Source organism: Streptomyces luteireticuli (assembly GCF_041519305.1).
Lineage (GTDB): Bacteria > Actinomycetota > Actinomycetes > Streptomycetales > Streptomycetaceae > Streptomyces > Streptomyces luteireticuli.
The window spans coordinates 6,496,416-6,522,131 of sequence record NZ_CP167927.1; the positions used below are offsets into that span (position 1 = coordinate 6,496,416).

Annotated in this window: 22 protein-coding genes; 11 read left to right on the plus strand and 11 right to left on the minus strand. The window is 72.1% G+C overall.

From position 1 onward, the window contains the following. Window positions 1–147: 147 nt before the first annotated feature. From AB8735_RS29235 to AB8735_RS29260, 6 genes are all read left to right on the plus strand, one after another. Window positions 148–1,965 carry a serine protease gene (locus AB8735_RS29235; protein ID WP_372410451.1) on the plus strand — a complete coding sequence of 606 codons (1,818 nt, stop codon included), beginning with the start codon at window positions 148–150 and terminating at the stop codon, window positions 1,963–1,965. 637 nt (window positions 1,966–2,602) lie between these two features. Further along, window positions 2,603–5,347, plus strand: coding sequence for a magnesium-translocating P-type ATPase (mgtA, locus tag AB8735_RS29240; protein WP_372410453.1), 2,745 nt, complete (start codon window positions 2,603–2,605; stop codon window positions 5,345–5,347). A 45-nt stretch (window positions 5,348–5,392) separates the two neighbouring features. After that, window positions 5,393–6,193 (plus strand): MgtC/SapB family protein, encoded by an 801-nt coding sequence (locus tag AB8735_RS29245; protein ID WP_344019750.1) that lies wholly within the window; start codon window positions 5,393–5,395, stop codon window positions 6,191–6,193. 25 nt (window positions 6,194–6,218) lie between these two features. Beyond that, on the plus strand, window positions 6,219–6,719 hold the full coding sequence (locus AB8735_RS29250) for a GNAT family N-acetyltransferase (protein WP_372410455.1): 501 nt from the start codon (window positions 6,219–6,221) through the stop codon (window positions 6,717–6,719). Between the two features lie 96 nt (window positions 6,720–6,815). After that, window positions 6,816–7,541: a glyoxalase gene (locus tag AB8735_RS29255; protein WP_372410456.1), complete on the plus strand. Its 726-nt coding sequence runs from the start codon at window positions 6,816–6,818 to the stop codon at window positions 7,539–7,541. Next, the gene (locus tag AB8735_RS29260; protein WP_372411932.1) at window positions 7,441–7,653 is read left to right on the plus strand and encodes a DUF397 domain-containing protein; all 213 of its coding nucleotides are present in this window, start codon (window positions 7,441–7,443) and stop codon (window positions 7,651–7,653) included. The genes AB8735_RS29255 and AB8735_RS29260 overlap by 101 nt, the downstream gene beginning before the upstream one ends. 67 nt (window positions 7,654–7,720) lie before the next feature. On the opposite strand, the gene AB8735_RS29265 is transcribed toward AB8735_RS29260, so the two are convergent. Beyond that, window positions 7,721–8,296, minus strand: a complete 576-nt coding sequence (locus AB8735_RS29265) for a hypothetical protein (protein ID WP_372410457.1) — start codon at window positions 8,294–8,296, stop codon at window positions 7,721–7,723. A gap of 519 nt (window positions 8,297–8,815) precedes the next feature. On the opposite strand from AB8735_RS29265, the gene AB8735_RS29270 reads away from it, so the two are divergent. Then, a complete protein-coding gene (locus AB8735_RS29270; protein WP_372410459.1) occupies window positions 8,816–9,598 on the plus strand; it encodes a Rid family hydrolase in 783 nt (260 codons plus the stop codon). 6 nt (window positions 9,599–9,604) lie between these two features. Here the strand turns inward: AB8735_RS29270 and lysA are convergent, their stop codons facing one another. Both lysA and AB8735_RS29280 read right to left on the minus strand, forming a co-directional pair. Further along, on the minus strand, window positions 9,605–10,948 hold the full coding sequence (gene lysA / locus AB8735_RS29275) for a diaminopimelate decarboxylase (protein WP_372410460.1): 1,344 nt from the start codon (window positions 10,946–10,948) through the stop codon (window positions 9,605–9,607). A 134-nt stretch (window positions 10,949–11,082) separates the two neighbouring features. Beyond that, window positions 11,083–11,523: an SAV_915 family protein gene (locus AB8735_RS29280; RefSeq protein WP_344019772.1), complete on the minus strand. Its 441-nt coding sequence runs from the start codon at window positions 11,521–11,523 to the stop codon at window positions 11,083–11,085. A gap of 523 nt (window positions 11,524–12,046) precedes the next feature. Here AB8735_RS29280 and AB8735_RS29285 point away from each other — a divergent pair. Both AB8735_RS29285 and AB8735_RS29290 read left to right on the plus strand, forming a co-directional pair. Then, entirely contained in the window at window positions 12,047–13,756 is a 1,710-nt protein-coding gene (locus tag AB8735_RS29285; protein WP_372410461.1) for an AMP-binding protein, read from the plus strand. Further along, complete coding sequence (locus AB8735_RS29290) at window positions 13,753–15,372, plus strand: AMP-binding protein (RefSeq protein WP_344019774.1); 1,620 nt, start codon at window positions 13,753–13,755, stop codon at window positions 15,370–15,372. Before AB8735_RS29285 ends, AB8735_RS29290 begins: the two co-directional genes overlap by 4 nt. A gap of 55 nt (window positions 15,373–15,427) precedes the next feature. Here the strand turns inward: AB8735_RS29290 and AB8735_RS29295 are convergent, their stop codons facing one another. Next, complete coding sequence (locus AB8735_RS29295; protein ID WP_372410464.1) at window positions 15,428–16,426, minus strand: NADP-dependent oxidoreductase; 999 nt, start codon at window positions 16,424–16,426, stop codon at window positions 15,428–15,430. 98 nt (window positions 16,427–16,524) lie between these two features. Between AB8735_RS29295 and AB8735_RS29300 the strand changes: the two genes are divergently transcribed. Beyond that, window positions 16,525–17,406 carry a LysR family transcriptional regulator gene (locus tag AB8735_RS29300; protein WP_344019778.1) on the plus strand — a complete coding sequence of 294 codons (882 nt, stop codon included), beginning with the start codon at window positions 16,525–16,527 and terminating at the stop codon, window positions 17,404–17,406. A gap of 6 nt (window positions 17,407–17,412) precedes the next feature. Here the strand turns inward: AB8735_RS29300 and AB8735_RS29305 are convergent, their stop codons facing one another. Both AB8735_RS29305 and AB8735_RS29310 read right to left on the minus strand, forming a co-directional pair. Further along, window positions 17,413–17,808: a hypothetical protein gene (locus AB8735_RS29305; RefSeq protein ID WP_344019780.1), complete on the minus strand. Its 396-nt coding sequence runs from the start codon at window positions 17,806–17,808 to the stop codon at window positions 17,413–17,415. A 103-nt stretch (window positions 17,809–17,911) separates the two neighbouring features. After that, window positions 17,912–19,447, minus strand: coding sequence for an FAD-binding oxidoreductase (locus AB8735_RS29310; protein ID WP_372410468.1), 1,536 nt, complete (start codon window positions 19,445–19,447; stop codon window positions 17,912–17,914). 358 nt (window positions 19,448–19,805) lie between these two features. Between AB8735_RS29310 and AB8735_RS29315 the strand changes: the two genes are divergently transcribed. Next, a complete protein-coding gene (locus AB8735_RS29315; RefSeq protein WP_372410470.1) occupies window positions 19,806–20,516 on the plus strand; it encodes an SDR family oxidoreductase in 711 nt (236 codons plus the stop codon). Window positions 20,517–20,735: 219 nt separating this feature from the next. On the opposite strand, the gene AB8735_RS29320 is transcribed toward AB8735_RS29315, so the two are convergent. The 5 genes from AB8735_RS29320 to AB8735_RS29340 all read right to left on the minus strand — a co-directional run bounded on the left by AB8735_RS29320 (window position 20,736) and on the right by AB8735_RS29340 (window position 25,674). Next, window positions 20,736–21,137 carry a hypothetical protein gene (locus AB8735_RS29320; protein ID WP_372410473.1) on the minus strand — a complete coding sequence of 134 codons (402 nt, stop codon included), beginning with the start codon at window positions 21,135–21,137 and terminating at the stop codon, window positions 20,736–20,738. 309 nt (window positions 21,138–21,446) lie between these two features. Beyond that, window positions 21,447–22,376, minus strand: a complete 930-nt coding sequence (locus tag AB8735_RS29325) for a helix-turn-helix domain-containing protein (RefSeq protein WP_344019788.1) — start codon at window positions 22,374–22,376, stop codon at window positions 21,447–21,449. A gap of 172 nt (window positions 22,377–22,548) precedes the next feature. After that, a complete protein-coding gene (locus AB8735_RS29330) occupies window positions 22,549–23,094 on the minus strand; it encodes a hypothetical protein (protein WP_372410475.1) in 546 nt (181 codons plus the stop codon). A gap of 240 nt (window positions 23,095–23,334) precedes the next feature. Continuing rightward, entirely contained in the window at window positions 23,335–24,552 is a 1,218-nt protein-coding gene (locus AB8735_RS29335; protein WP_372410477.1) for a helix-turn-helix domain-containing protein, read from the minus strand. A 219-nt stretch (window positions 24,553–24,771) separates the two neighbouring features. Then, on the minus strand, window positions 24,772–25,674 hold the full coding sequence (locus tag AB8735_RS29340) for a helix-turn-helix domain-containing protein (protein ID WP_372410479.1): 903 nt from the start codon (window positions 25,672–25,674) through the stop codon (window positions 24,772–24,774). Window positions 25,675–25,716: the final 42 nt, after the last annotated feature.

Genomic DNA, 25,716 nt, shown 5'->3' on the forward strand with positions numbered 1-25,716 from the left:
GTACGGGCCGCGGCCCCGCGCCGTTGTCGGAGGGGCGCGTCGGAGGTGTGTGTTCCGTCCCGTGGCCCGGGCGACCCCCGGGAAAGGAACGCAAACGCGTTGTGTGAACATGTGCGCGACCGTTTCCCCTCACCCCAGTGAGTAGCTTTGACCCCATCCAGATGGTCCCGATCCAGATGGTCCCGGACCCTCTCCATAGCCCTGGCCGTCGCCGCCTGCGGCACGACGGCCTCCGTCGCGGTCGCCGCGCCCACGCCGCCGCCCGCGCCCACGTCCACCTCCGCCGCGTCGGACGATCTCCGCGCCGCCGAGAAGTACTGGACGGCCGAGCGCATGTCCGCCGCGAAGCCCGCGGACGACAAGGGGACGCCGGCCCGCGCACCCCGCTCGGCGAAGGCGGCCGGGCCGCCGAAGGGTACGCCCCAGGGCACGCTGGGCGACGGACTGCCCATGGTCGGGACGTTCTTCTACAAGTCGGCGCAGGGCGACACCTCCTGCTCCGCGAGCGTCGTGAAGAGCCCCGGCAAGAACCTGGTGCTCACCGCCGGGCACTGCGCCAAGCCCAGGGACCTGAGCAACTACCCGATCTTCGTCCCGCAGTTCCGCAGTGACAAGGACGCGGGTCACCAGCCCTTCGGGGTCTTCCCGGTGCAGGCGAAGTTCGTGGACCCCGCGTACACGGACTCCCGGAGCACGGGCCAGGATTCGAACCTGGACTTCGGCTTCCTGCGCGTCGGTGCCAACGGCAACGGCAAGGTCGAGGACGTCGTCGGCGGGCTGCGGCTGACGGCGACGCCGCGCATGACCAACAAGGTCACCGTCGTCGGCTACCCCAACGACAACAACCCCGGCCGGAAGGCCGTCAGTTGCACCACCGGCACCAAGCACTACCAGGGCTACCGCCAGATGGAGCTGGACTGCGCCAACCTCTACCGCGGAGTCTCCGGCGGTCCCTGGATCATGAACTATGACGCCAGGAACCGCACGGGCGACGTGATCGGCATCGTCGGCGGCTCCGGTGGCGGCGGCGCCAACCACTGGACCAGCTACTCCCCGGTCTTCGACCAGGCGATCCAGCGGCTCTACGCGGACGCCGTCAACGACCGCACGCCCACCGGCGGCCCCCTGCGCCCCCAGAACAGCCCGGTCATGCCCGAGAGGGCCGGAATATGGAGCTCCGCCCGGCACCTGGTGACGGGCGACTTCGACGGCGACGGCCGTGACGACCTGGTCGTCGTCTGGAAGGACGGCGAGGCCACCCTCTACCGGGGCGACGGGAAGGGCGGCTTCGAGAGCGGCCGTCGGATCGCGGACCAGGGCAGCGCCCTGAAGCGGGCCGTCTCCGTCACCGGCGGCACTTTCACGGGCAGCGGTCACGCCGACCTCGTCGTGCTCTGGGGGGACGACAAGGGCACGGTCTCCGGCAAGCTCAGCCTGTTCGCCGACGTGGCCAAGGCCGGTGTCTTCAAGTCCCGTGAGTCCGTGCTCGGCAAGGCCGGCTCCGACTGGAAGTACGCCGCCAAGCTCGTGGGCGGCGGGTTCACCTCCGCCGCGAGGCGGAACGACCTGGTCGCGGTCTACCGGGACGGCGAGGTCGGCCGCTTCAACGGCGTCGGCGCCTCGGGCACGGGCCGGGAGACCGTGATCCTGAAGAAGAACGACGCCTGGAAGGGCGCCACCGCCGTCACCGCCGCCCGGGTCTCCGGCCGGGGCGGCGAGGACCTGCTGGTCCGCTGGCCGGGCGGCATGCTCCAGGCGTGCGCGGGCACCGACTGCAACACCCGTACCACCCTCCAGCCGGGGAACACCTCCACCAAGGACGCCTCCGTGATGGCTGCCGGCGACTTCTCGTCCTCCGGCCGCAGGGACGACGTCGTCGTCCGCTGGAGCAACGGCGAGACCTCCCGCTACGAGGGCTCCACCGCGCGCGGTCTCGGCATCTGGAATCCGCTGGTCTCTCCCTGATCCCGTTCTGATCCCGTTCGATCCTGGGGTGACCCCCGCCTGACCTGGGGCGGGACCGGCTTGTGGCCGGTCCCGCCCCGGTTTTCGTTCACCCCCGCGTTACCCGCCGCCCCGCGGCGTATGGCAAGCTGGGCCGCGAAAGGTGCCGTACAGAGCAGCGCTTCCGCGCGTCCTGTGCACTCCGCGGCCGTCGGGCCGTTCGGCACCCACGCTGTCCGTTCGAGCGAGGAGGTGATCGGGATGAACAGTCGGAGTCCCGAGGGAAGTCCTCGCCACAGTGTGCTCGTCGTCCCGGTCACGTTCGGCTGACGTCTTCGCCCCTGCCGAATAAACCTGCTGAATGAACCCTGCCGAATGAACCGGCGGGATTTCCGGGCTCGTTGACCTGTACCGCCTTCGGCGCTGTCGCGTGAATTTCCCCCTCTTCCGGCCTTCACAGGCCCGTTCCTCATCCGCGATCGGGATCAAGTAGCCGTGTGACAGCGGGACTTGTCCTTGTGCACTTGTCCTTGTGCATCGCGCGATTCCCATTCACCGTTCCGGGCTGCGCCATGCCGCCGTGCCGCCATGCCTTCGCACCGCCATGCCGTCGTGCTGTCGCGCCATCGCGCCGTCGCGCCCGGAGAAGGGTTCCGCCATGACCGACACCACCCTCACCCCGCAGAAGCTCGCCCCGCCGGGCGGCCGCACCCCCGGCCCCCGCCGTGAGCGCAAGGCCGCCGAGCTGGAGGCCCGTACCCGTGCCGTCGCCGCCCGGCTGGCGGCGATCAGCGCCCAGCCGGCCGCGCAGGTGCTGCAGAACCAGCGGTCCACCGCCCGCGGACTGCGCCAGGACGAGGCCGCGGAGCGCCTGGAGCAGCACGGCCCCAACGCCGTCGAGCAGGAGCGCGCCCCGCGCTGGTTCGTCCAGTTCGCCAAGGCGTTCTGGAACCCGTTCATCCTGGTCCTCGTCGCCCTGGACGCCGTCATGCTCTGGCAGTGGCTCCAGGTCGCGGACGAGGAGCCCTTCGACCCCGGCATCGCCATCCTCGCCACGATGGTGCTGGTCAGCGGCGTACTGCGGTTCTGGCAGGAGTACCGCTCGGGCCGCTCGGCGGCCGCGCTGCGGGCCCTGGTCACCACCACGACGGCGGTCGAGCGCCGCGCGGGCCGCGGCGACGGCCCCGCCACCGTGGAGATCCCGATGGAGCAGGTGGTCCCGGGCGACGTCGTGCGGCTGGCCGCCGGCGACCTCGTCCCCGCCGACCTGCGGCTGCTCACCGCCAAGGACCTCATGGTCGGCCAGGCGGCGCTGTCGGGGGAGTCCCTCCCGGTGGCCAAGGCCGACACCCGCACCCACGACTACGGACAGCGGACCACCACCGACCCCGTCGAGGCCGACAACCTCTGCCTGATGGGCACCTCCGTCACCTCCGGCACCGCCACCGGCGTGGTCGTCGCCACCGGGGCGGACACCTACTTCGGCTCGATGGCCGGCTCCCTCGTCGGCGAGCGCCCGCGGACCAGCTTCGACACCGGGGTGCGGAAGGTCAGCTTCCTGCTGATCCGCTTCATGCTGGTGATGGTCCCCGTCGTCCTCGCGATCAACGGCTTCACCAAGGGCGACTGGGCCGAGGCGTTCACCTTCGCGCTCGCCGTCGCCGTCGGGCTCACCCCCGAGATGCTGCCCATGGTCGTCACCACCAATCTGGCGCGCGGCGCGGTCGCCATGTCGAAGCGCAAGGTCGTCGTCAAGCGGCTCAACGCCATCCAGAACCTGGGCGCCATGGACGTGCTCTGCACGGACAAGACCGGCACGCTCACCGAGGACCGCATCGTCCTCGACCGCTACCTCGACGTGCACGGCCGGGAGGACGGCGAGGTCCTGGAGTACGCCTACCTCAACAGCCACTTCCAGACCGGGCTGCGCAACCTGATGGACCAGGCGGTCATCGACCGCGTGACCGAGGCCGAGGAGGTTGTCGTCGACGCGCGCTTCACGATGATCGACGAGATCCCCTTCGACTTCGCCCGCCGCCGGATGTCCGTGGTCCTGGGCCGCAACGACGCCACCGGGCCGGCCGCGGAGCATGTGCTGATCACCAAGGGCGCGGTGGAGGAGGTCCTCGCCCTGTGCACCCATCTGACCGAGAACGGTGAGAGGGCCGAGCTGACGGACGCACTGCGCCGCCGCGTCACCCGCACCGCCGAGGACAACAACCGGCAGGGCCTGCGCGTCCTGGCCGTGGCGACCCGGACGTTCCCCGCCGGCCGGGACACCTACACCGTCGCCGACGAGGACGGGCTCACCCTGATCGGCTTCCTCGCCTTCCTCGACCCGCCGAAGCGGGACGCGGCCGAGGCGCTGCGCGCCCTCGCGGACAACGGGATCGCCGTCAAGGTCGTCACCGGCGACAACGAGCTGGTGGCCGCCCGGGTCTGCGCGGACGTGGGCATCGACGTGGGCGAGGTCGTCACCGGCGCGGTGATCGACACCCTCGACGACGCCGCCCTGCGCGAGCGCGTCCGCACGACCACGGTCTTCGCCAAGGCGAACCCCGTGCAGAAGGCCCGTATCGTGCGCGCCCTCCAGGCCGAGGGGCACACGGTCGGCTTCCTCGGCGACGGCATCAACGACGCCGCCGCGCTGCGCGACGCCGACGTCGGCATCTCCGTGGACACCGCGGTCGACATCGCCAAGGAGTCGGCCGACATCATCCTGCTGGAGAAGGACCTGACGGTCCTGGAGCGCGGGGTGCTCCAGGGGCGGCTGACCTTCGGCAACACCATCAAGTACATCAAGATGACGGCCTCCTCGAACTTCGGGAACGTCTTCTCGGTGCTGGTGGCCTCCGCCTTCATCCCCTTCCAGCCGATGCTCGCCATGCAACTGCTGGTGCAGAACCTCGCCTACGACATCTCGCAGCTGGCCACGCCGTGGGACCGGATGGACAAGGAGTACCTGCGCCGGCCGCGGACCTGGGACGCGCGCGGGATCGGCCGGTTCATGCTGGTGATGGGCCCGACGAGCTCGGTCTTCGACATCACCACCTTCCTGCTGATGTGGCATGTCTTCGGGGCGAACAGCGAGGACCACCAGGCGCTCTTCCAGTCCGGCTGGTTCGTCGAGGGGCTGCTGACGCAGACCCTGGTCGTGCACATGCTGCGCACCCGGAAGATCCCGTTCGTGCAGTCGCGGGCCACCGCGCCGGTGCTGCTGATGACCGCGCTGGTGATGGCCGTCGGCATCGCCCTGCCGTTCTCCCCGCTGGCTCCCGCGCTGGGGATGCAGGCCCTGCCGATGAGCTACTTCCCGTGGCTGGCCGGCACGCTCCTCGCCTACTGCCTGCTGACCCAGGTGGTCAAGACCTGGTACATCCGCCGGTTCAACAGCTGGCTGTGAGCGGCCGATAGAGATCACGACACGCACCGAGGAGGACGGAGCACCATGATCCGGAGCACCACGATCAACGAGTGGCACATGGCGGCCAACATCGGGGCCGGCCTGGGGCTGGGCGCGATCATCGGGCTGGAGCGGCAGTGGCGGGCCCGGGAAGCGGGACTGCGCACCAACGCGCTCGTCGCGGCCGGATCGGCCCTCTTCGTCCTCCTCTCGACGTTCGGCTTCGCGGACGCGACCAGTACGACGGGGTACGACGGCTCGCGGGTCGCCGCGCAGATCGTCTCCGGCATCGGTTTCCTCGGCGCCGGTGTCATCATGCGGGACGGACTGCGGGTGCGGGGGCTGAACACCGCGGCCACGCTGTGGTGTTCGGCCGCGGTCGGTGCCCTCGCGGGCACCGGGCTGTACATCATCGCCGTGCTCGGCACGGTCGGGGTCGTCGCGGCCAACACGCTGCTGCGGCCGCTGGCCCGGCAGTTGGACCGGGACCTGCGGGGCGGTGCGGAGGTCGCCACCGACTACCTCTTCGAGGCCGTCTGCACCGAACCGGAGGAGGCCCACGTCCGCAGCCTCGTCGTCCAGTCCGTCACCCGGCCCGGCTTCCGGCTGCGCTCCGTCTCCAGCCGGGACGCCGAGGCGGCCGGCCAGGTCGCCGTCACGGCCGAACTGACCACCGAACGGCGGGACGACAGCCTCCTGGAGGAGGCCGTCAGTCGCCTGTCGCTGGAACCGGCCGTCTCGGCGGTCAGCTGGACGGTGCTCCACGCGCCGGACGAGGAGACCGAGGAGGAGAACGGCGCCGGGCGGGCCCGACGGTGGCCGCGGAACCCCTTCACCGGCCGCTGAGCGCCTCCGTCCGTACCATTGCCCCATGCGTATACGTATCGCCCGCCCCGACGAACTCCCCCTGCTCCAGGACATCGAGAGGGCCGCGGGCCGTTGCTTCCACGACGTCGGCATGCCGGAGATCGCCGACGACGACCCGCCGTCCCTGGAGGAACTCCGCCGCTTCCAGGGGGCGGGGCTGGCGTGGGTGGCCGTCGACGACTCCGACAGCCCCGTCGCCTACCTCCTCGCCGAACCGATCGACGCCGCTCTGCACGTCGAGCAGGTGTCCGTGCACCCGGACGCGGCGCGGCGGGGCGTCGGGCGTGCGTTGCTGGAGCACGCGGCGGGCGTGGCCCGGGAGTCGGGCGCGACGGCGCTGACGCTGACGACGTTCGCGGACGTGCCGTGGAACGCGCCGTACTACGAGCGGTGCGGCTTCCGGCGGCTGGGAGAGGGGGAGTTGACGCCGGGGCTACGGGCGGTGCGGGAGCGGGAAGCCGTGCTGGAGCGGTGGGGGAGGGTGTGCATGGGCCGGGACCTGTAAAGCACATGGCCCCGTAGGCCCGGTCCGACGGAGGCCCGGAACAATCCATGTGCGGTTTTCGCCGAAGGGTGCGACCATCGCCGGGCGACCCGGGAGGTGAGCGGCTTGAGCGAGCCGACAGTCCGGCCGAACGAGACGACGGTGCCGATCATGCGGTGCGCGTCCGTGGAGGAGACCCTCGACTTCTATGAGGCGCTGGGGTTCGAGACGGTCTACAGACAGAGCAGGCCGTACACGTATCTGGTACTGCGGTGGAGCGGCTTCGAGTTGCACTTCGGCCCGGGTCCCGAGGATCCCGGCAGTTGCCTGGTCATGGTCGACGCCGTGGCGCCGTACCACGCGGCGCTCGTCGCGGCGATGCGCCGGGCCTACGGAAAGGTGCTGAGTTCCGGCCGTCCGCGGATCACCCGCTACCGGCCCGGTGCGTCACGGTTCACGCTGTTCGACCCGTCCGGGAACTCGGTCTATTTCGTCCAGCGCGACGAGCCCCTCGAAGTGGAGTACGGCGGTTCCAAGGAGCTGACCGGCCTGGCCAAGGCGCTCGACAACGCCCGGATCCTGCGCGAGTTCAAAAACGACGACCTGCAGGCCTTCCGTGCGCTCAAGTCCGCGCTCCGCAGGCACGGCGCGGACGCCGCGCCGGCCGAGCGGGCCATCGCCCTGTGCCACCTCGTCGACCTGGCGACGGCCCTCGGCGAGCCCACCGACCCCTGGCTCACCGATCTGCGCGGTCTGGAGCTCACCACCGACGACCGGCGGCGCATCGAGTCGGAACTCGGATATCTCACCGGACTTCAGGGGTGGCTCCCCCCGAAGCGATGACCTTCCCGTCCGTGACTCCAGGGACCCGAACAGCCCGGCTTCAGGCTTCGCCATAGAGGCGTTCTCTTCCTTCGTGGCAGGCGTCAAGGCCGGAGAGTTCGGCATCGCCTGAACACTCTTGGCTACGGGAAAGGGCGGGGCAGGGGCGGAAAGCCCCCGGCGCCCGCCCCCGCACAGCCCTACGGCTGGAACTGGCAGATGGTGTACCGGTAGCCCTCGTAGTTCGGCTTCGAGGCCGACTGCCACGTCCAGAAGAACGCGACGACCCTGCCTTCCGGCAGCGTGAACTTCTTCTTGTTGTCGGCGCGGACGAACGTCCGCGGCACGGTGCCATGGAAGTTGTAGTTCCACTGCCGCTTCTGGGTGCCGTTACCGGCGACCTCGTGGCCGTCCGCGAAGATCTGGGTCCGGAAGTTGACCGTCCCCATCGGGGCGTTGAGCTTCTTGGTCAGGGCGACCTGCCACGGGATGCCGCCCTTGAGCGACTCCTTGACCGTCACGTTGGCGATGGTCTGGTTCCACGTGCCCTGGCACTTGGGGATCGTCATCGCGGCGGCCGCGGACGGCCGGGCGGTGGCCCGCCGCAGGTCCGCGGCGGACGGCGCCCCGGACCCGCCGCCCTGGCCCTCGGCCGCGAGGACGCCCCGGGCCGGTGCCTGCCCGGGGGCGGCGGCCTGCGCGCCGGACACCGACCCGAAGACCAGTGCCGCGCCACACGCGGCGGCGACGGCGACGCGCGAACGGGATATGTGCATGAGTGTTCTCCCCGTGATCTTGATGAACTCGGCATGCACCGTACAGGACCGCTCGGCCTAGGACAGACGGAGGAATCTATTCCGGTTCCTGGGGCGGACGCGCCGGAGGTGGTTCATCCCTACTGTGCGGAATGTCCGCGATACGACCCGAAGGATGATCATGCGCCTCGATGAAGTCGTCCCCGTCAGCCAGCCCTCCGGCCTCGCCTTCTGCTCCGGATACGCCCTGGAGGCCGGCGCCCAGCTGGTGTTCCCGAGCCTCGTCACGCCCGAACGCGACGGCGACGTCCCGCCGGACACCCGCGGTCAGATGCACGCCTGCCTGGACAACCTGCACGAGGTGCTCGGCCTGGTCGGTGACGGCGCGGAGCCCGTCAAGCTCAACTACTTCGCCACCGAGAGCCGGGAGATCGCCGAGGCCGGACGCGCGTGGGAGGACCGGTACGGCCGTCAACTGGCCGCGGCCTGGCTGGAAGGCCCCGGTGCCCCGGTCCGGGGCGCGCGCGTGACGATGGACCTGTGGGCGGCCGCGCCCCGGCCCGGGAGCCGGTGGGAGTGCGGCGCGTCCGTCGCGACGGCCCCGTGCCCGTCGCGACGGTCGTCGACAGCGCCGCGACCCTGCACACCCTCACCGTCTCCCCGCCGGCCCCCGGCCCCGGCCCCGTCGAGGAGCTGGCCGGCTGTCTCGACGAACTGGACCGGCGGGTCGCCGCGTTCGGCGCCGCCCGGGCCTCGCTCGTCAAGCTGGTCGTGTACGTCCGCGACGCCGCCTCCTGGCCGCTGCTGGAGGCCCTGGCCGGCAGGCGTTACGGCCGGGACTGCCCGGCCGTCAGCCCGGTCGTGGTGAGCAAGGCGACCCGGCCCGGCCAGTGGACCGAGGTCGCGGCATGGGTCGCCACCGACCACGGCGCACGCCCGGACCCGGACGGCGGCATCGGTTCGTTCGACGTACGGGGCCGCCTGCTGGCCTCGGCCGGCACCGGCTCGATCCCGATCTTCATCGGCGGGACGGCCGAGGAGATGTACACCGGCTACGCGCCCCCGGCCACGATCGAGGAGCACACGCACATCTCGATGCGCAACCAGCTCGCGATCCTGGAGGCGGCGGGCACTTCACTGGACCGGGTCTTCAAGTCCACCTGGTACGTGACCGACTTGCGCGAACGCCCCGGAGTGGAGGCCGTGGCCCGCGAGTACTTCGGCCGTGACCTGCCCGCACCGACATTCGTGGAGATCTCCCGGCTCGCGCCGGTCGGTGCCCGTCTGGAGCCCGACCTGTGGGCGGACATCCCCGTGCAGTAAGGCGGTTCAGACCCCGACGTCCCGCCCCCGCAGATCCTCCGCCGTCTCCCGGCGCACCAGCAGCCGCGCCGCGCCGTCGGTCACGGCCACCACCGGGGGGCGGCCCACCAGGTTGTAGGCCGAGGCCATCGACACGTGGTAGGCCCCCGAGGCGGGGACCGCGAGGACGTCGCCGGGGCGGACGTCGCCGGGCAGCGGCACATCCTCGGCGAGGACGTCGCCCGCCTCGCAGTGCCGGCCCACGACGGTGACCGCCCGCGCGGGCTCCCGCGAAGTGCGGCCCGCCAGGCGGACGGTGTAGTGCGCGCCGTAGAGCGCGGGTCGCGGGTTGTCGCTCATGCCGCCGTCGACCGCGACGAACGTCCGGGCGCCGGTGGTCTTGACGGCCAGGACCCGGTAGAGGGCCACGCCGGCGGGGCCGGCGATCCAGCGGCCGGGTTCGACGGTCAGGCGGGGGACGGGCAGGTCCGCCCGGGCGCAGCGCAGGGCGAGTTCGCCGGTGACGCGCAGGGCGTAGGCGGCGGGTTCGAAGGCCGGGTCGCCGTCGCGGTAGGCGATGCCGAAGCCGCCGCCGAGGTCCAGCTCGGGGAAGGTGACGCCGTGCCGGTCGCGGAGCCGGGCGAGGAGGCCGACGAGCCGCTGGACGGCGGTGACGTACGGGCCGGTGGAGGTGATCTGGGAGCCCAGGTGGCAGTGCAGGCCCACGAGTTCGAGCCGGGGCTGGACCAGGGCGCGGGCGACGGCCTCCTCCGCCTCGCCGCCGGCGATGGGCAGCCCGAACTTCTGGCCTTCCATGCCGGTGCGTATCGCCGCGTGCGCCCCCGCCTCGACGCCGGGGACCACCCGGATCAGCACGCGCTGCCGGGAGCCGGGCGGGACGAGGGCGGCGAGCCGGGCGATCTCGCCGGGGCCGTCGATGACGATCCGGCCGACGCCGAGGCGCAGGGCGGTGGCCAGGTCGACGGGGCTCTTGGCGTTGCCGTGCAGGATGATCCGCTCGGCGGGGAAGCCGGCGTGGGCGGCGAGGTCGAGCTCCCCGGCCGAGCACACGTCCAGGCTCAGCCCCTCCTCGTCGATCCAGCGGATCATCGCGCGGGAGAGGAACGCCTTGCCCGCGTAGGCGACTTCGGCGTCCGGGAGGGCGGTGCGCCAGGCCCGCGCCCGGGTGCGGACCTCGTCCTCGTCGAGGACGTAGGACGGGGTGCCGAACCGGTCGGCGAGCTCCGCGAGCGCGACGCCGCCGACGGAGAGTCCGCCGGTGGCCAGGGCGAGGGTGGAGGCGGGCCACACCGGGGCGGGCACGGTGTCGTCGGGCACGAGCGGCGGGAGGGGGGCGACGGGGAGGGACACGCGGTTTCCTTCAACGGGCGGACGGCACAGGGGCGGAGAGGGCCGCGGGCGGCGGCCCGTGCGGTCCCGGTGCAAAGGGGGGCCGTCGGGCGGGCGGCCGTGCCGCGCCGCCCCACGGCGCGGGGCCGGCCGGGTCAGCCGGGGAACGTGGGCAGCAGGGCCGCGGACGCGGGGCCGTCGGGCGAGGAGCGCACCGGCGGGGCGGTGAGCTGGGGATCCACGGAGACCGTGGTGACGCCGAGGGGGCCGGCGAGGGAGCGTACGGCGGGCAGGGCGAGGCGGACGGCGGGCTGGCCGGGGCCCAGGCACGCGGCGAGCCGGCCGGCGGTGGTGAAGGCGACGGCGGTCCGGGCCCCGAGGGGCGTACGGAAGACGCGCAGGGCGTAGCCGTCGGCGCAGGGGCGCACGGGCACCAGGAGTGCTTCCGAGGGGCGGCCGGTCCGCCGCGCCCCGCCGGGATGGGACGGCTCTTCGGAGGATTCGGAGGAGGACTCCCCGCCCTCGGCCCGGGGGCCGTTGGCGGCCGTCACGGCGGCGACGGCCGCCGCCTCGGCGGGGGTTCGGTTGACATGCATGGTGATCCTCGGATGGGAGGAGGGATCCGTCGTGGAGACGGCCGCGAGGCCGCGCCGCTCACGCTATGCCCGCTCCATGGGCGGACGACCGTTTCCTTGACAGCCTGTTGACCCCTGCCCGGACACCCTTGACGGCCCGTTGACGGGCCGTTGCCCCGGGGTTCCCGGGGGTTCGCCCGGGGGACGCCTCCCGGTTTCCCGGCCGCAACAACCATGGGGGCGCCCGGACCCCTGCCGTGACCCCGTGCGCCGGGTGTGCGCCCCTGCCGTGCGCCGGGTCCCGCTACCACGCTGCCATGGAGGGGCAAAAACTTTGGAAGAATCGCGGCGGGGTCGGCGATCCCGTGGCCGCGCTTCTGTCATCGACTCAGGAAACCCACTCAGGAAACCCGTGTTCGCGAGGCGCGGTCAATACTGTCCGGGGTGGGGGCACCTCCCAGCGGTAGCTGGGGGAGGGTCCTCGATCACCGTCGCACGATGCTCACCTGCGACCGACGGCCCACCCGGCAACCTGGAGGTACACGTGACGACGAGGCGGCCCGAACACGAGCCCGTGCAGGAGCGGGTGCGGGAGCGCGAGGAGTTCCGGGCGGCGAGGGACTTCCTCCTCGGCCACCGGGCGGACTACGAGGCCGCCTGCGAGGGTTTCGTCTGGCCCCGGCCCACGACGTTCAACTGGGCGCTCGACTGGTTCGATCCGCTCGCCCGGGGCAACGACCGCACCGCCCTGTGGATCGTCGAGGAGGACGGGAGCGAGGCGAAGTCGTCGTTCGAGACCCTGCGCCGCCGGTCCGACCAGGTCGCCCGCTGGCTGCGCGGCCACGGCGTGGCCGCCGGCGACAGGATCGTGGTCATGCTGGGCAACCAGACCGAGCTGTGGGAGACCATGCTCGCCGCGATGAAGCTGCGCGCCGTCGTCATCCCCGCCACCCCGCTGCTCGGCCCCGCCGACCTGGCCGACCGCGTCGGCCGGGGCCGGGCCCGCCATGTGATCGTCCGCGCGCAGGACACCGGCAAGTTCGCCGACGTCCCCGGCGCGTACACGCGGATCGCGGTCGGCGGCGCCCCCTCGCCGGAGTGGCTCGCCTACGAGGAGAGCGCCGGGGCCGAGGAGGAGTTCACCCCCGACGGCCCCACCCGCGCCGACGACCCGCTGCTCCTCTACTTCACCTCCGGCACCACCGCCCGCCCCAAACTCGTCGAGCACACCCACGTCTCGTACCCCATCGGTCAGTTGACCACGATGTACTGGATCGGGCTGCGCCCCGGCGACGTCCACCTCAACATCTCCTCGCCCGGCTGGGCCAAGCACGCCTGGTCCAACCTCTTCGCCCCGTGGAACGCCGAGGCGACCGTCTTCGTGCACAACTACACCCGCTTCGACGCGGCGCGCCTGATGGCCGAGATGGACCGCTGCGCGGTGACCAGCTTCTGCGCCCCGCCGACCGTGTGGCGGATGCTCATCCAGGCCGACCTGAGCGCGCTGCGCACCCCGCCGCGCGAGGCCGTCGCCGCGGGCGAGCCCCTCAACCCCGAGGTCATCGAGGCCGTCCGGCGGGCCTGGGGGGTCACCATCCGCGACGGCTTCGGGCAGACGGAGACCTCCGTCCAGGTCGCCAACCCGCCCGGGGCACCGCTCAAGACCGGTTCCATGGGCCGCCCGAGCCCCGGTTTCCGCGTCGTCCTCCTCGACCCGGTGACGGGCGAGCCGGGCGACGAGGGGGAGATCTGCCTCGACCTGCGCGAGCGCCCCGTCGGCCTGATGACCGGCTACGAGGGCGATCCCGAGCGCACCGCCGAGGCGATGGCGGGGGGTTACTACCGCACCGGCGACATCGGCTCCCGGGACGAGGACGGGTACATCACCTATATCGGGCGCGCCGACGACGTGTTCAAGGCCAGCGACTACAAGATCTCCCCCTTCGAGCTGGAGAGCGCCCTCCTGGAGCACGAGGCCGTCGCCGAGGCGGCCGTCGTGCCGGCCCCGGACCCGCTGCGCCTCGCCGTGCCCAAGGCGTATGTCGTCCTCGCCGCCGGCTGGGAGCCGGGACCGGACACCGCGAAGGCCCTGTTCGCCCACTCGCGCGCCGTCCTCGCCCCGTACAAGCGCATCCGCCGGCTGGAGTTCGCCGACCTGCCCAAGACCGTTTCCGGCAAGATCCGCCGTATCGAACTGCGCGAGCGCACCGCACAGGGCGGCGGCACCGAGTTCAGAGAGGAAGACCACCGGTGAGCACACCCTCGTACGCGGGAGGCCCCACTGACACCCCCCTGCTCGACGAGACCATCGGCGCCAACCTGGCCCGCACCGTCGAGCTCTTCGGCGAACGCGAGGCGCTCGTCGACGTACGGGGCGGTCGCCGGTGGACCTACGCGGAGTTCGCGCGGGCCGTCGAGGAGGTCGCGCTGGGGCTGCTCGCCAAGGGGGTGGCCCAGGGCGACCGGGTCGGCATCTGGGCCGTCAACTGCCCGGAGTGGGTGATGGTCCAGTACGCCACCGCGCGCATCGGGGCGGTCATGGTCAACATCAATCCCTCCTACCGCGTCCACGAACTGGCGTACGTGCTGCGGCAGTCCGGGGTCTCCGTGCTGATCTCGGCCGTCGAGTACAAGAAGAGCGACTACCGGCGCATGGTCGAGCAGGTGCGGGGGGAGTGCCCCGCGCTGCGCGACGTCGTCTATCTCGGCGACCCGACGTGGACCGGCCTCGTCCGGCTCGGCGGGAGCATCCCGCGCGAGCGGCTCGCCGAGCGGGAGGCCGGGCTGAGCCCTTCCGACCCCGTCAACATCCAGTACACCTCCGGCACCACCGGTTTCCCCAAGGGCGCCACCCTCACCCACCGCAACATTCTCAACAATGCCTATTCCGTGGGCGAGTTGCTGGGCTACACCGAGGAGGACCGCATCGCCCTCCCCGTGCCCTTCTACCACTGCTTCGGCATGGTCATGGGCAACCTCGCGGCCACCTCCCACGGCGCCTGCGTCGTCATCCCCGCCCGCACCTTCGACCCCACCGCCACCCTGCACGCCGTCGAACGCGAGCGCTGCACCTCCCTCTACGGCGTCCCGACGATGTTCATCGCCGAGCTCGACCTGCCGGACTTCGCCACGTACGACCTGTCGACGCTGCGCACCGGCATCATGGCGGGCTCGCCGTGCCCGACGGATGTGATGAAGCGGGTCGTCGCCGAGATGCACATGGAGGAGGTGGTCATCGCCTACGGGATGACCGAGACCTCCCCGGTCTCCACCCAGACCCGCCGCGACGACGACCTCGACCGCCGCACCGGCACCGTCGGACGCGTCCTCCCGCACATCGAGGTCAAGGTCGTCGACCCGGACACAGGCGCCACGGTCCCGCGCGGCGAGACCGGCGAACTGTGCACCCGCGGCTACTCCGTGATGCTCGGCTACTGGAACGAGCCCGAGCGCACCGCCGAGGCCATCGACGCCGACCGCTGGATGCATACGGGCGACCTCGCGGTGATGGACGAGGACGGCTACGTCCGCATCGTCGGCCGCAGCAAGGACATGATCATCCGGGGCGGGGAAAACGTCTACCCCCGGGAGATCGAGGAGTTCCTGCACACCCATCCGAAGATCGCCGACGTCCAGGTCGTCGGCGTCCCGGACGAGCGCCTCGGCGAGGAGATCATGGCCTGCGTCATCCTCCGCGACCCGGCGGAGCCCCTCACCCGCGACGAGCTGGCCCGCTACTGCCGCGGCCGGCTGGCGCACTACAAGGTCCCGCGCTATCTGCGGATCATGGAGAGCTTTCCGATGACGGTGAGCGGGAAGGTGCGCAAGGTGCGGCTGCGGGAGGAGGCGGCGGCGCTGGTCGGCCCGTGAGCCGGCGTCCCTGCGTCCCGGTGTCCCTGCGTCCCGGTGTCCCGGTGTCCCTGCGTCAGGGGGTGACGCGGACGAGCATCTTCCCGGTGTTGCGCCCCTGGAGCATCCCCCGGAACGCCTCCACGATCCCCTCGAATCCGTCCATCACGGTCTCGTCCTGCACCACCCGTCCCGCCCGGATGTGCGGGACCAGGAAGTCCTCCCACTCGCCCTGCAGATGGCGGTTGTTGCGGACGAGGAAGCCCTCCAGGCGGATGCTCTTCTCGACGACGTCGTAGAGGTTGCGCGGCGCGGGCGGCGGCTCGGTGCTGTTGTACTGGGCCACCGCCCCGCACCAGGCGATCCGGCCGTGCGGGCGCATGGCCGCTATCGCGCCCTCCAGATGGTCGCCGCCCACGTTGTCGAAGTACACGTCGATGCCGTCCGGGGCGGCCGTCGCCAACTGCCCGGCCACCGGCCCGTCGTGGTAGTCGAAGGCCGCGTCGAAGCCCAGGTCGTCCACGAGGTGCCGGACCTTGGCCGCCGAGCCCGCGCTCCCGACCACCCGGCCCGCGCCCATCAGCCGCGCCAACTGCCCCACGGCGCTGCCCACTCCGCCCGCGGCGGCCGAGACGAAGACCGTCTCCCCGGCACGCAGCCGGGCCACCTTCGCCAGGCCGACGTACGCGCTCAGGCCCGTACCGCCGAGCAGGCCGAGCCAGGCGCTCAGCGGTACGCCCTCGTGGCGCGGCAGCGCCCGCGCCCCCTCCGCCGTGCTCACCAGCGCGTGGGTGCGCCACCCCGCGCGGTGGAAGACGAGGTCGCCGACGGCGAGCGCGGGATCGCGGGACTCCACGACCCGGCCCAGGGACCGGCCTTCGAGCGGAGTGTTCAGCTCCCACGCGGCATCCATCGCCTCCCGCATGTACGGGTCCACGGACAGCAGGACGTTCTCGACGAGCGCCGTGCCGGGGGCGACGGCCGGGAGCGGCTCCTCGACGAAGGCGAAGTCGGCGGCGGTGGGCAGGCCGTGGGGGCGGGCGATCTGGTGCACGGCGTGGAAGGTGCTGGTCATGGCTGCACGGTAGGCGGCGGTGTGCGGCCCGTCCCAGCGGGCGGGACTACTGGATCGACCCCTTCCATGAATGCCGTTCATGATCGTAGATTCGGCGCATGCCGCAGACCGCACCGACCGTCCCTGGACCGACCGTCCCCGAACTGCGCGTCCTCGTCGCGATAACGGAGGAGGGCAGCTTCACCGCCGCCGGATCCCGCCTCGGCCTGACCCAGTCCGCGGTCTCCCACACCGTACGCACCTGTGAACGCAAGCTCGGCGCCGTCCTCTTCGACCGCGGCCGGCACGGCGCGCGCCCCACGGACGCGGGCCTGCGGGCGGCCGGCCGGGCGCGCCGCATCCTGCGGCTGCTGGAGACCATGGGCGACGAGACCCGCGGCCCCGGACCCGAGGGCCTCTCCGGCCCGCTGCGGATCGCCGCCTTCCGCAGCGCCGCCGCGCATCTGCTGCCCGGGCCCCTGGCCCGGCTGCGGGCCCGCCACCCCGGGCTCTCCCCGGAGGTGCGCGTCGTCCGCGAGATCGGCCGCGGCACGACGGGCGAGGTCGCGGACGGCCGTGCGGACCTGGCCATCGCGACCCTGGACGCCTCGTCCGCCACGATGGTCTCCGCCCGCCTCGTCACCGAGCCGTACTCCCTGGTCGCCCCGGCCGGCCACCCCGACCCCCGCTCCCTCCCCCTCGTCGACTGGGCCGAGAACTGCGGCTCGTACACGAGGGATTGGTGGGCCGCCCAGGAGTGGATCCCGCCCGCCACGATCGACGCGGAGGACGACAGCGTGGTCCTGTCGATGGTCGCCCAGGGCCTCGGCATGGCCATCATGCCCGCCCTCTCCCTCGCCTCCGCGCCGTCGACGGTGACCGTCACGGACCTGGGCGACGGACGCCCGACGCGGGCCGTCGGCTACGTCACGACACCGGAGCTGGCGGGGAGCGCGGCGGTGCGTGAACTGATCCGCGAGCTGCGGTCCGGTTCCGCGTAGGTGCGTTCAGTAGGTCCAGGTCACGAAGGTCCCGGTGAGCGCGCTGCCGGCCCGTATCTTGGGAGAGCCCACCACGTTCCCCCAGGGGATCACGCCCTCCCCCGACGATCCGCAGCCCAGGAAGTGCCACTTCTGGTCCTGGTAGCTGAACGCCTGGACGCACACCGGCGATTCGGCGTCGGCGTCGACGGTCTGCCAGACGATGTCCTCGGTCACCCCCGGACTGCCCAGGACGTGACAGCCGGAAACGGAATCGGGGCCCCAGAACCCGCCGGGCGGGGCGTAGGCCCGGCCGCCGGGCTCGCAGGTGACGGCCGGGGGAGCGGCCAGCGCCGTCGGGACCGTCGTGGCGACGGCGGTGCAGAGTGCGAGCGATACGAAGCGAATTCGCGGACAGCGCATGAGGGCCTCCTGCCATGTACCGGGGTCCGGCACCCCGGTACACCTACGGCATACCGTGAGGGAATCCCTCCGTGAACTCCCGCGCCGCGCGTCCGGCGATCACCTACGCCGGTTCCACCCCCAGCACGTGGGTGAAGACGTTCCGCGGGTCCCAGCGGGCCTTCACCGTCTGGAGCCGGGCGTAGTTGTCCTTGTAGTAGAGGGTGCTCCAGGGGGTTCCCGAGCTGTTCCACTCGGGATCCGCCAGATCGACGTCGGGGTAGTTGATGTACGAGCCGTCGCAGTTGCCCGCCCCCGGTACGGGAACGCCGCCGGTGTCGGCGTAGAAGTCCCGGTAGAAGGCGCGGACCCAGGCCAGGTGCGCGGCGTCCTCCGCGGGATCCGTCCAGGCGGCCAGGTGAACGGCCTTGAGGACGGAGTCGCGCTGTGCGCTCGCCGTCGCGTCCGGGGCGACGGCGTTGACCTCTCCGCCGCAGGTGTAGAGGCCGAGCGCGCCTCCGACGACCGGGGAGTCGGGCCGTGTGAGGTGGTGGTACGCGGCCGCGGTCTGCCGGTCGGTGAGCCGTCCGCGCAGGTAGCCCGACTTGGGCTTCAGCCGGTACGGGTTCTCGTCGAGACCCGGGCCGCGCAGCGTGGCGGTCAGCCAGGGCAGCCGCTCCTGCCGGACGGTGAAGGGGGAGCCGACGCCCTCGTTGAGAGCCGTGACGTAGTCGTCGAGCATCCGCTGCGCGCTCGCGTCGCCGACCGAGATCCGGCCGTCCAGGACGCTCCTGCCCGCGAGGGCCCGGAACAGATGGAGTTCGCTGTCGAGCCGGGCGAAGGGGGATCCGGGGGAGCTGTGCTCCTCGCTCCACCGGCCCTGGTTGCCCACCAGACGGGAGAAGGCCGCCTCGTCCATTCCCCGCCAGTCCCACTCGGCGTGGAAGTTCAGCACCGAGGCGGGCGGCGCGGGCAGGAGCCGGCGCGGGTCGTGGCCCGTGGCATCCGGTGCACGGAACCAGTAGCGGGTGGCCACACCGAAGTTGCCGCCTCCGCCGCCGGTGTGGGCCCACCACAGCTCGCGGTGCCGGTCGCCCGGCTCCCGGGTGGCGACGACGCGCCGGGCCGTGCCGTTCCGGTCGACGAACACGACCTCCACCGCGTGGAGATGGTCCGCGCTCAGCCCGGCCCACCGGCACAGGGGTCCGTAGCCGCCGCCGACGACGTGACCGCCCACGCCGATCCCGGGACACCAGCCGGCGGGAACGGTGACTCCCCACCGCAGGAACAGCTCGCGGTACAACTGGCCGAGCGTGGCCCCGGCTTCGACGGCGAAGGCGCGGTGCCGCCGGTCGTAGGAGACCGTCGTCATGCAGGACAGATCGATGACTACCTGCACGGAAGGATCGTCGACGAAGTCCTCGTAACAGTGCCCGCCGGAGCGGACCGCCAGGCGCTTGCCCTTCCGGACGGCCTCCTGGACGGCCCGTACGACGTGGTCGGTCGTCCTGACCACCCAGACGTACTCCGGCGTGCCCGTGCCCCGGAACCGTGGAGTTCCGAGACTCGTCAGCGAGGCGTAGCGCGGATCGTCCCTGGTCACCTTGGTCGGCCCCGGCGGCGGGCACACGGGGCGGAACGGGGTCGGCGCGAGTCGCATGGTGCACCATCCCTGACGTGATGGGGGGATTGCCCCTTCCGTGACGGAGAGGGTGAAAGGTGAATACCCGGTCGGTGCGGGGACGGAACGGGTGGCGGCGTCGGCGGAATGTGCTACCGGCGCGTACCGCATTTCCGCACAACCCGGTTCTCGGGGGCGGGTGTGGCGGGTCGGTCGGCGGGGGTGCGGCCGCCTCCCCGCATTCCGTTCCGGGCGAGGCGAGTTGACGGACCATGCCGATGGTCCGCCCGGCGCCGCACCGGCAACGCGACACTGTCGAGCGGACAGTGCCCGGACGGTGCCCGGAGGAAGACCGGGACGGGCAACGGCGGGAGAACAGCGGAAGTCTGGGGAGCACATGAAGGACGTACTGGTCACCGGCGCCGGCAGGGGCATCGGGCTGGCGATTTCCCGGCGGCTCGCGAAGGCGGGGTACGGGGTCGTCGGCGTCGCCCGGAACGCGCCCGAGGAGGAGTCCCCCGGCACATTCCTGCGGTGTGATCTCGCCGACGTCGAGGACACCGCGCGCATGCTTGAAGAGCTCACCCGAAGGCGCAGGGTCTGCCGGGTCGTCAACAACGCGGGCATCGCGCAGCCCCAGCCCATCGAGGACCTCGATCTCGCAACCCTGCACCGGGTGATGGACGTGAACCTGCGCGCTTCGGTCCAGATCGTCCAGGCCCTCGTGCCGGGCATGCGCGCGGAGCGGTTCGGCCGGATCGTCAACATCGCCTCGCGGGCGACGTACGGCGCCAAGGACCGTACGTCCTACGCGGCGGCCAAGAGCGCGCTCGTGGGCTGCACCCGTTCCTGGGCGCTGGAACTCGCCCCGGACGGCATCACTTCCAACGCGGTGTCGCCCGGCCCCACCGCGACCGAGCTGTTCCGCCGTGCGCGGCCCGTCGGCAGCGAGGCCGAGCGCAGGACGATCGCCTCGATCCCGATGGGGCGCCTGGGCACTCCTGACGACGTCGCCGCGGCCGTCGCGTTCCTGCTCTCCGACGACGCGGGGTTCGTCACCGGCCACGTCCTCGACGTCGACGGGGGGAGCAGCCTCGGCGGACGCTGACGGCCGGGTGGCCGTGGGCGATGAGGGACTCCCGGGTTCCGGCGGGCCGCTGCTCCGAGCAGGCCCGCGATAGTTCCACGACGAAGGCGCGGGGGCGGAGACGGTTCCTGCCCGAGTGGAACCTCGCCTCCCAGCCCGGGGCTTCGGCGAGCCGCTCGACCAGATGGCCCTGCGGGATCGGCAGGGCCACTTCTGGGACCACGTGGGCCCTCCGCCGGATCAGGGCGTCTCGTCGGCGTGCCAGAGGGAATGCACCACCAGTCCGTCCTGGAGGATCACGGTCTGGGTCCCCGGGCGCTGCGCCCAGGCGAGGGCCTCCGGGAAGTCCTCCCATTCCTGCGCGAGTTGCTCCCAGTGCCGGGTGATGTCGGGGCCGGTCGGGTAGCACTCGTCCAGCGTGTACATGGTCCGGTCGGTCACCGGCGACCGAGGGTCGAAGGGGTTGACGGATTCCGGCCCCTTGGTGAGCGTGTAGGCGATGAGGGACTGTCCGTGGCCGTTCTCCAGATACGCGAAGTAGCTGTCCCAGAGACGGTCGCCATCGGCGACGTTGCCCGGATCGGTCGTCATGACGATGGTGATCTTGTGGCGGTTTTCCCCGCAGGGATTGGGTATCGGCACCTGGCTCCCCCTTCGGGCAGGCCCTATGACAAAGACTCTAGGCCCGGGCCCGATCTCCCACGATCACCCACATGGGCTACCCGATCCGGACCGGGCGGACGTGTGGTGCTTCAGCAGGGCGCGGATGGCCTCGGAGGCGCGGAGCCTCCGCTCGGCCTCGGGGGCGGGCAACAGCCAGTGGGCGCGCGGAGGTTGGTGGTGTGTGGTTGGTGGCGCCGAGGCATTGGGTGCCGGGGACGTGTCGGTCGGCATGGGTACCCCGCTACGGCGCGGAGGGGGCCGCCCCGAGTACCACGAACCCGGGGTGGGTCAACGGCGAAGCGTCCCTGAACTCCCGTTCGTTATGCGGCGGAGAAGGGGCTGGTGGGTCATGAGCGGATTGCCCGTCAGCAGGCCGGACCAGTCCGTCATGAGGTTGCGGAGCCCGGTCGGGGTGCAGCCGGCGAGCATCCTGAAGTCGCGGTTGAGGTGCGGCTGGTCGGTGAATCCGCAGGCCGCGGCGGCATCGGCCCAGGTGAGCCGCCGGGTGTCGTTCATGAGGGACAGGGTCCGCTGCAGTCGTGCGATGCGGCCCACGGTCTTGGGCGGCAGGCCGATCTCCTGGTGGAACCGGGCGTTCAAGTGCTGCCGGGACCACCCCACTTCGTCCGCCAGGGTACTGATCCGCACATCGCCCGACAGGGCTGTCAGACGTTGCCAGGCCCATACGGCCGGTGCCACCAGTTCCGGTCCGGCGCCGATGCGCGTGATCAGGAAGCTGTCCAGCAGCCGGAACCGTGCGGGCCAGCCGGGGGCTTCGGCGAGCCGCTCGACCAGCCGCCGGGCGTCCGCGCCCAGGAGATCGCCGAGATCCAGCGCTGTGTTCGTGAGTTCGTGCAGGGGGAGGCCGAGCAGTGCGCGGGCGCCCGGCGGAGTCAGCTGCACCGTCATGCCGTAGGCCCGTCCGGCCTGCTCGATCAGCATCGGCCGGTCGCTGAGACCGGCGACCAGCGAGGCCGCCGGAGGCCGTACCGGCGGGTGGCCGTGGGTGATCACCCGCCGGACCGGCGACTCGAAGTCGATCACGAGGACCACGGAGGCCAGCGCCATCACCCGTCGCACCAGCGGCCGGGTGAGCGTCCAGTCCTGTCCCGTGTACGTCAGGACGAGGCCGCTGAGGCGGGGATCGGGGGCGCAGTAGGCGAGTTCGGCGGACTCGGATGCCCGGATGCCGAGCACAGCCGCCTGATCTGTCCGCATCGCGCCCCTCCTTCGGAAGCAGGGAACGACGGACCACCGGGTTCGTGCCATGGATCCTACATTTTTCCAATCCCGCGTACTGGGGCGCTCGTTAACGTCGTGCCCATCCCGCAATCGGGGTGAGGGCGGTGAGCCGCCTCCCGCGGTCGCGCGGTTCCGTCGTGGACCGCCTCTACGGGGGTGAGGTGGTCCACGAGGGCCGCGCGACGGCCGGGGCGCGACGGTTCAGCAGCGCCCGGATGGTGTCGGGTGGGCAGAGCTGGTGCTCGCCTTCCGGGGCGGGGAGGAGCCAGTGGGCTCCGGGGGGCTCGTGGCGTGTGGGTGGGGGTGTGGCGAGGTAGTTGGTGTGGTGGGTGGAGCCGAGGCAGTGGGTGCCGGGGACGTTCCAGGTGTTGGCGGTGTCCGGGGGGACGAGGATGCTGTAGCGGTCCTGGCGGCGGGAGATGAGGACGGCGGTGGTGATGCCGGCGGTGCGGAAGTGGTGTTCGATGGCGTCGCGGTCGCGGGGGACGGGGATGGTGCGCTCGACGAGGGTGGCGGGGATGTGGACGGCGTCGAAGTGGATTCCGGCGCGGAGGGTGGCGGGCAGGCCCTTGGCCCAGGCCTCGCGGGCGACACGGGGGTGTGTCTCGCGGGACACGAGCCAGAGGCCGGCTTTGTCGGTCGCCTGGTGGCATGCGCAGGTGCAGGGGAGGGCCTCGGTACGCGCGGTGCCCACGTGGCGGATGGGGGTGGCCCCGATGCATGTGGCATGTTGCCCGATCCTGCACGGCTCGGTGGCGTGAGGACGTGTATGAGGCATGGGGGCCGCTCCTGTCATGGGAATAGGGGCGTCGGCCCCGCTGCCTGGCGGGGGGTCGGGGCCGACGCCGTCCGACAACGAGGACGTTAGGGGTCGGCGAAGAGGCGTCCCAGGGACGGGCCGTCCCGTATTCGGCGCCGGGTAGGGCACGCCGTCCTAGTCCGCGAGACCGAGCCGCTCCGCCAGGGCGAAGACGGGTGCGCTGCCCCGCGTCGCCCTGCCCCGCAGCTCCTCCACCAGCCGCCGGGACGTGGCGTGGTAGCGCATCCACTCGGCGGCGTCCTGCTCCGCGGTGAGCAGCGCGCGGACCGCCCGGGCGTCCTCGCCGAGGTCGGTGTGGGCGAGGGCGCGGTCCACGTGGAAGCGGGCACGCCAGGTCGGGGGCAGGGACGTGAGATCGGGGACGGCCGGGGCGGTGCGGACGGCCTCGCGGCTGCGGTCCATCTCCACCAGGAAGTTGACCTTCGCGATGCCGACGTTCGTGGGGCCGAACGGGGTGGCGTAGACGAGCCGGTCCTCGCCGACGAGGTCCGCGGCGGCCGTGGCCTGCCGCATCAGGTCCTCGACCTGCTGCTCCTTCTCCTGGCGCACCGCCGCCGTCGCGGCGCGGAGGAGGAGCACGCCCCACAGGGCGATGTCCTGCGGGGCGGAGCGGAAGCCCGGTTCGATCTGTTCCGCCCGGGCGAGGGCGATGCGTTCGGCATCGCCGAGCCTGCCCTGCTTGGTGAGGACCCAGCTCAGGGTGGACGCGGCCAGCGTCTCCAAGTTCGGGTCGTCGCACGAGCGGATGGCCGCGAGTGACCGCTCCATCGCGGTGAACGCCGCGTCCTCCTTGCCGAGCGCGGTGAGCGTGGTCGCCGCGACCTGGTAGGCGACGGCGAGTACCGAGTTCGCGGCGGCCGCGTCCCGTCCGGCGGAGGCGTGCACCGCGGCGCGGGCGTCCCGGATGAGCTGGGGGAGGACCGCCCCGATCTCCGCGACGCGCCCCTCCCTGCGGATGCTGCCGGTCGAGGCGAGCGCCTCCTTCAACTGGACGATGGACGGGGCGTCTTCGACGTCGTCGTCACCGCCGAGCAGGTCGGCAACCGGTGAGACGGCCTGCCGCAGGGCGAGCACGGAGGGCGCTTCGTCCGCCGTCGGCGGGACCTCGAAGGTCGTGAGCTGCCCGAGCAGCGCCGACGGCTCGGTGTCCAGCGCGGCGGCGAGGGCGTTGACGGTGGACAGCCGCGCGGTCCTGCGCCGCCCCTGCTCCAACTTCCGTACGACGTCCACGGACAGGCCCGCCTTCTCGGCGAGCCGCTCCTGCGTGAGCCCTCGCCGCATGCGAAGCCGGGCGATGCGCTCGCCCATGCCGGACTCGTGTGTGGCGCTCATGACGACCCCCGCCAGAAGGTGTTGGTGCCACAGTACGCCGGGCCCGACCGCCGGATGTGCTCGTGTGCCGCCCGGGGCAGGCGGATCGGGCGGTAATGCGCCCGGGCAACGTCTTCCACGCCGCCCCGGGGCGCGCTCCGGACGCCGGACGTCCGGTCGCGAAGGGCGACGGTTCGTGCGGCGCCGTGCCGCGGCCGGGGCACCTGTGCGGTGTACTCGTCACGCGGCATGGTCGCCGGTGAGCCGGAGGAGCGACCGGCGGGTCGTGGAGGGATCGCCCGTCAGCAGGTCGCGCCAGTCGATCATGAGGGCGCGGAGTTCGGTCGGGGTGCAGCCCGTGAGCAGCCGGAAGTCGCGGCTGAGATGGGACTGGTCGGTGAAGCCGCAGGCAGCGGCGGCGTCGGCCCAGGATATCGGCCCGGCGCGGTTCACGAAGGAGAGGGTCTTCTGCAGCCGGGCGATGCGCGCGACGGCCTTGGGCGGGAGGCCCAGCTCCTCATGGAACCGGGCGTTCAAGTGCTGGCGGGACCAGCCCACTTCGTCCGCCAGCGTGCCGATCCGGACGTCGCCCGACAGCCTCGTCAGGCGCTGCCAGGCCCATCCGACCGGTGCCGCCGGTTCCGGCCCGTCATGGATCCGGCGGAGCAGATAGCCGTCCAGCAGCCGGAACCTCGTGGGCCAGTCCGGGGCTTCGGCCAGTTGCTCGGCCAGCCGCCGGGCGTCGGTGCCCAGGAGGGTGTCGAGGCCGACGCTCCGGTCGGTGACTTCGTGCAGGGGGAGACCGAAGAGCGCGTGGGCGCCGGGCGGGGTCAGCTGGATCATCATGCCGTACTCGCGGCCGACTTGCTCGACCACCGTCGCCCGGGTGCTCGGACCCCTGACCAGGCTGGCCGGTACCGCCGCCGGGCCGGCACCGGTGATCAGCCTCCGCACCGGCGGTTCGAAGTCGATCACGACGATCACGGACGCCAGCGCCACCACCCGGCGCAGCATCGATCGTGCGAGAGTCCAGTCCTGCCCGGTGTAGCCGATGACGAGGCCGGCGAGACGGGGGTCGGGGGCATGGAAGACGAGTTCGGCGGACTCGCTTGTCCGGCCGATGAGTTGGGCTGTGCTGTCCACACCGCTCCCCTCCATGGACAGCGTGTCACTGCCAGGGTAGCG